General features: G+C 59.2%; 5 protein-coding genes. All 5 read right to left on the bottom strand.

Annotation, left to right across the window (positions count from 1 at the left end; genetic code table 11):
* Positions 1 to 216, bottom strand: a 216-nt coding sequence (locus PQQ52_RS34505; protein ID WP_408221489.1) for a DUF3138 family protein, incomplete at its 3' end; no start/stop codon positions are given.
* A gap of 38 nt (positions 217 to 254) precedes the next feature.
* Positions 255 to 1,166 carry an ABC transporter permease subunit gene (locus PQQ52_RS34510; protein ID WP_408221491.1) on the bottom strand — a complete coding sequence of 304 codons (912 nt, stop codon included), beginning with the start codon at positions 1,164 to 1,166 and terminating at the stop codon, positions 255 to 257.
* Positions 1,163 to 2,134: an ABC transporter permease subunit gene (locus PQQ52_RS34515; protein WP_408221493.1), complete on the bottom strand. Its 972-nt coding sequence runs from the start codon at positions 2,132 to 2,134 to the stop codon at positions 1,163 to 1,165. The genes PQQ52_RS34510 and PQQ52_RS34515 overlap by 4 nt, the downstream gene beginning before the upstream one ends.
* Entirely contained in the window at positions 2,131 to 3,294 is a 1,164-nt protein-coding gene (locus tag PQQ52_RS34520) for an ABC transporter ATP-binding protein (protein WP_408221495.1), read from the bottom strand. Before PQQ52_RS34520 ends, PQQ52_RS34515 begins: the two co-directional genes overlap by 4 nt.
* A 228-nt stretch (positions 3,295 to 3,522) precedes the next feature.
* Positions 3,523 to 4,656, bottom strand: a complete 1,134-nt coding sequence (locus PQQ52_RS34525; RefSeq protein ID WP_408221497.1) for a polyamine ABC transporter substrate-binding protein — start codon at positions 4,654 to 4,656, stop codon at positions 3,523 to 3,525.
* Positions 4,657 to 4,748 lie beyond the last annotated feature (92 nt).

Below are 4,748 nucleotides of genomic sequence, written 5' to 3' on the forward strand. Positions count from 1 at the left end.
AGCCGCGGCCACTGCCGAGCCAGGCGCCCCTACCGGCGCGGCGGCAGCAGCTGCTGCTTTCGGCCTGGTTGCCGCTTCCGAGCGCAACTGCTTCACTTCCTTTTGCAGTGCATTGAGCTGGGCTTGTAGCGCCTTGATCTGGTCGCTAGTGGTATCTGCCATGGCAAAGCCTGGCAAACTCCCCGCCACCAGCAGACAGATGAGCTTCTTTCTCATGCGAATTCTCCTTATTGGTCGTATTGCAAAAGGACTTCTTATGCGCTGGCCGTATCGAGCGACTTCCGCGCCGTCGCGGGTTGTGGCGTGGCGGGACCTGCATCGGCGGCTTCGACCACCGTCAACGCTGCTTGCATATCGCGCAGACGCTTACGTTCTTTGGCGACCAGCAGGGTATTCACGCTGACCACCCCAATCGTCACCAGACTGATGAAGATCGTCGCCAGTGCGTTCATTTCCGGATTCAGGCCGAGGCGCACACGCGAGAACACGACGAGCGGCAACGTGGTGGAACCCGGACCCGACAGGAACGCGGACAGCACGAGGTCGTCGATCGACAGCGTGAACGACAGCAGCCAGCCCGACATCAACGCCTGCGAGATCAGCGGCAATGTGATAACGAAAAACACCTTGAGCGGTGTGGCGCCCAGGTTGAGGGCGGCTTCTTCGAGCGATCGGTTCAACTCCTTCACGCGTGACTGCACGATGATCGCCACATAGGACACGCACAGCATTACGTGACCGATCCACATCGTGACGACGCCGCGACCCTTCGGCCAGCCAAGCATCTGTTCCATCGCCACGAACAGCAGCAGTAGCGAAATGCCCTGAATCACTTCCGGGATCACGAGCGGCGCGTTGATCATCCCGGCAAACAGTGTGAAGCCGCGAAAGCGCCCGAAGCGCGCCAGCACGAAGCCGGCCCAGGTACCGATCACGACCGACGCGCACGCGGTCATCAGACCGATCTTCAGCGACAGCCAGGCGGCGGTCAGCAACTCGTCGTCCTGCAGCAGCGCGGCGTACCATTTCAGCGAGAAGCCAGACCAGATCGTGACGAGCTTCGACTCGTTGAACGAGAACACGACGAGACTGATGATCGGGATGTACAGAAACAGGAACCCGAACGTCAGCACACTGGTAGAAAGGGTTTTATTTGGCTTGATCATTTCGCGCCCTCCAGTTCCTTGACCTGGTAGTACTGGAATACGGCCATCGGCACGAGCAGAAGCAGAACCATCGCGACCGTCACGGCGGAGGCCATGGGCCAGTCCATATCGTTGAAGAACTCATTCCACATCACGCGGCCGATCATCAGCGTGTCGGCACCGCCCAGCAGTTCGGGAATCACGTACTCGCCGACGGCCGGAATGAATACCAGCAGGCTGCCGGCGATGATGCCGTTCTTCGAGAGCGGCAAGGTGATGCGCGTGAACGCGGTCCACGGTTTGCAGCCAAGGTCGTACGCGGCTTCGAGGAGCGTCAGGTCCAACTTCACCAGGTGGGCGTAAAGCGGCATCACCATGAACGGCAAATACGAATAGACCATGCCGATATAGACGCCGATATCCGTGTGATAAAGCCGCAGCGGCGAATGAATCATCCCGATCGCCATCAGCGTGTGATTGAGCAGGCCGTCATCCTTCAGGATGCCGATCCATGCGTACACGCGGATCAGGAACGACGTCCAGAACGGCAGCATCACGCCCATCATCAGCAGGTTGCGCTTCGCGGGCTCAGAACGCGCGATGTAGTACGCGACCGGATAGCCAATCAACAAGCAACAGAGCGTCGAGACCGCCGCCATCTTCAGCGAGCTGATGTAGGTGGCGACATACAGGTCGTCCTGCAACAGGAAAGCGTAGTGCCCCAGTTGCATGACCACGTGGAGCACACCATCCTTCGCACTGAGGAGATCGGTGTACGGCGGAATGCCAAGCCGCGAGTCGGTGAAACTGATCTTCAGCACCAGTAGGAACGGCACAGCGAAGAACAGCGTGAGCCAGATGAACGGCACACCGATGACTGTCGTGCGGCCTGATGGCACCAGTGCCGAGAGACGTTTTTTCAGCGAACCGAGCAGCCGGCTGCCGGACGGCGCGCCGAGCGCCGTGGAGGAGGATGTGAGATGGCTCATTGCGTCAGCACCACGCCGCTCGACGGCGACCAGTAGATGAACACTTCATCGTTGTAGGCGGGCGCACCTTCGCTCATCAGGTGCGAACTGGAGAGATTCGACACGACGGTTTTGCCGCTCGGCAGACGCACGTGATACAGCGAATAGCTCCCCATGTAGGCGACATCGGAGACCACGCCGCGCGCCCAGTTGTGCGGCGTCGACGGTTTTTCGAGCGATACCTTCACACGTTCCGGACGCACCGAGATGCCGAGCTGCATGCCGAGCGGGCCGGTAATGCCATGGCTCACATACATGCGTGCTTCGAGGTCTTCGCTTTCGACGAAGATATGGTCAGGTTCGTCTTCGACCAGCGTGCCTTCGAACAGGTTGGTCGAACCGATGAACTCGGCCGAGAAGCGGCTATTCGGAAACTCGTACACCTGGCTGGGCGAGCCGATCTGCACGATGTGGCCTTCGCTCATGACGGCGATGCGGCCTGCCATCGTCATCGCTTCTTCCTGATCATGGGTGACCATCACGCAGGTCACGTCGACTTTCTCGATGATGTTGACGAGTTCCAGTTGCGTTTTCTGGCGAATCTGTTTGTCGAGCGCCGACATGGGCTCGTCGAGCAGCAGCAGCTTGGGGCGCTTGACGAGCGAACGGGCCAGCGCCACACGCTGCTGCTGGCCGCCAGAGAGCTGATGCGGTTTGCGCTGCGCATACTTGCTCATCTGCACGAGATTGAGCGCATCGCCGACGCGTTCCTTGATCTCATTCTTCGGCGTGCCTTCCTGCTTGAGACCGAACGCGATGTTCGCTTCGACCGTCATATGCGGGAACAGCGCATACGACTGAAACATCATGTTGACTGGCCGCTTGTACGGCGGCATCGCGGCGAGATCTTCGCCGTCGACGAAGATACGCCCGGAGGTGACCGTTTCCAGTCCGGCGAGCATGCGCAGAAGCGTGGACTTCCCGCAGCCCGAACTGCCGAGCAATGCGAACAGTTCGTTCTTTGCGATGTTCAGGTTGACGTTATTGACAGCGGTACTGTCGCCGAATTTTTTCACGACATTTTCGATGCGAACGAATTCGTCCGGTTTCGACTTTGTCGTCGGTGCGGGGCGGGCCATCTGGGCGGCGCCGGCCGCGCTTTTTAAGGTCGTCGAGTTCATGATGTAACCATTCCTTGCGGATCGCGGGCGCAAGTGTCTCCATACGAGACGCGAAGAGCGGCTCGCACGAGGCGCTGCGATCGGGAAACATGGGACTGCGCGCAGGTGGGAGCCTTAAAGCGCGCAGGCTGACTACCGTGCTGCTTATTTCAGTTGGGCAGGGGTCAAGCGACTCCTGCCGCGAAGGGTTCTATGAGCGGGTTTACCGCGAGTAACGGTTTGGTGGGTTTAGTGGCCGGTTTTGAGCTGCGCCCAAAGACGGTTTTCAAGCCGAAGGATGTCCGTGGGCAACGGCTTCATAAGCGTCATCTTCTTCAGCACCTCCACCGCCGGGTACACACCCTGGTCATGCAAAACAGCCGGTGTGACGAACTGGCGCGCGGGGACATTGGCGGTCGGATAGAAAACCTCGTTGGTAATGGCCGCGTTAACTTTCGGGTCCTCGATGTAATTGATCCACGCGAGCGCCGCTTCGGGGTGCGGTGCATCCTTCGGGATCACCATCATGTCGAACCACACCAGGCCACCTTCCTTCACGTTATTAAACTTGATGTCGTATGAACGCTTCGCTTCCTCCGCACGGCGGTGTGCGATGCCGACGTCGCCCGACCAGCCGAGCGTGACGCAAATGTCGTTGTTCGCGAGGTCGTTGATGTAGCCCGACGAGTTGAACTGTGTGATGTACGGACGAACCTTCTTCAGCACTTCGAAGGCGGCCTGGTAGTCGGCCGGACTGGTACTGTTCGGGTCCTTGTGCAGGTATTGCAGCGTGGCGGCGAACACGTCGACGGGCTGATCGAGGAACGACACACCGCAACTCTTCAGCTTGGAGAGGTACTGCGGATCAAGCACCAGCGCCCAACTGTCAACCGGCGCATCCGCACCCAGGGCTTTCTGGACGGCCTGCACGTTGTAGCCGATGCCGTCGGTGCCGTACGCGTAGGGCGCGCCGTACTGGTTGCCCGGATCCGCCTCGCTAATGATTTTCATCAAGGTGGGATCCAGGTTGGCCAGATTAGGGAGTTTCGACTTGTCGAGCTTCTGGTACACGCCGGCCTGAATCTGCTTGGCCATATAGTTCGACGTCGGTACCACGATGTCGTAACCGGAACTGCCTGCGAGCAGTTTGGCCTGTAGCGTGTCATCGCTATCGTAGTTGTCGTACTTGACCTTGATGCCGTCCTGCTTCTCGAAGTTCGGAATCGTGTCCTTGGCGATATAGTCCGACCAGTTGTAGACATTCAGCTCCGTGTCGGCCGCAAGGGCCGGCGTAACCGACAGCGCTGCCAAACTCGTAAAGGCGAGTAGCGCGGCCCCCGCGGCTGCATGGCGAAGATGACGTCCAGAATGACAAGCGCTCATGATGTTCCCCTAGTAAATAAAGAAGCCGGTGCGAGCGTCTGTCGGTGCTCTTGCCGGACGAAATTGGCGTTGAGAAAAGCTGGATTGCGGAG

The organism is Paraburkholderia sediminicola (genome assembly GCF_046030555.1).
GTDB classification, from domain to species: Bacteria; Pseudomonadota; Gammaproteobacteria; order Burkholderiales; family Burkholderiaceae; genus Paraburkholderia; species Paraburkholderia sediminicola_E.

Coding starts and splice junctions, on each gene's coding strand:
- PQQ52_RS34510 (WP_408221491.1), bottom strand. CDS start 1,166: ATGATCAAGCCAAATAAAACCCTTTCTACCAGTGTGCTGACGTTCGGG.
- PQQ52_RS34515 (WP_408221493.1), bottom strand. CDS start 2,134: ATGAGCCATCTCACATCCTCCTCCACGGCGCTCGGCGCGCCGTCCGGC.
- PQQ52_RS34520 (WP_408221495.1), bottom strand. CDS start 3,294: ATGAACTCGACGACCTTAAAAAGCGCGGCCGGCGCCGCCCAGATGGCC.
- PQQ52_RS34525 (WP_408221497.1), bottom strand. CDS start 4,656: ATGAGCGCTTGTCATTCTGGACGTCATCTTCGCCATGCAGCCGCGGGG.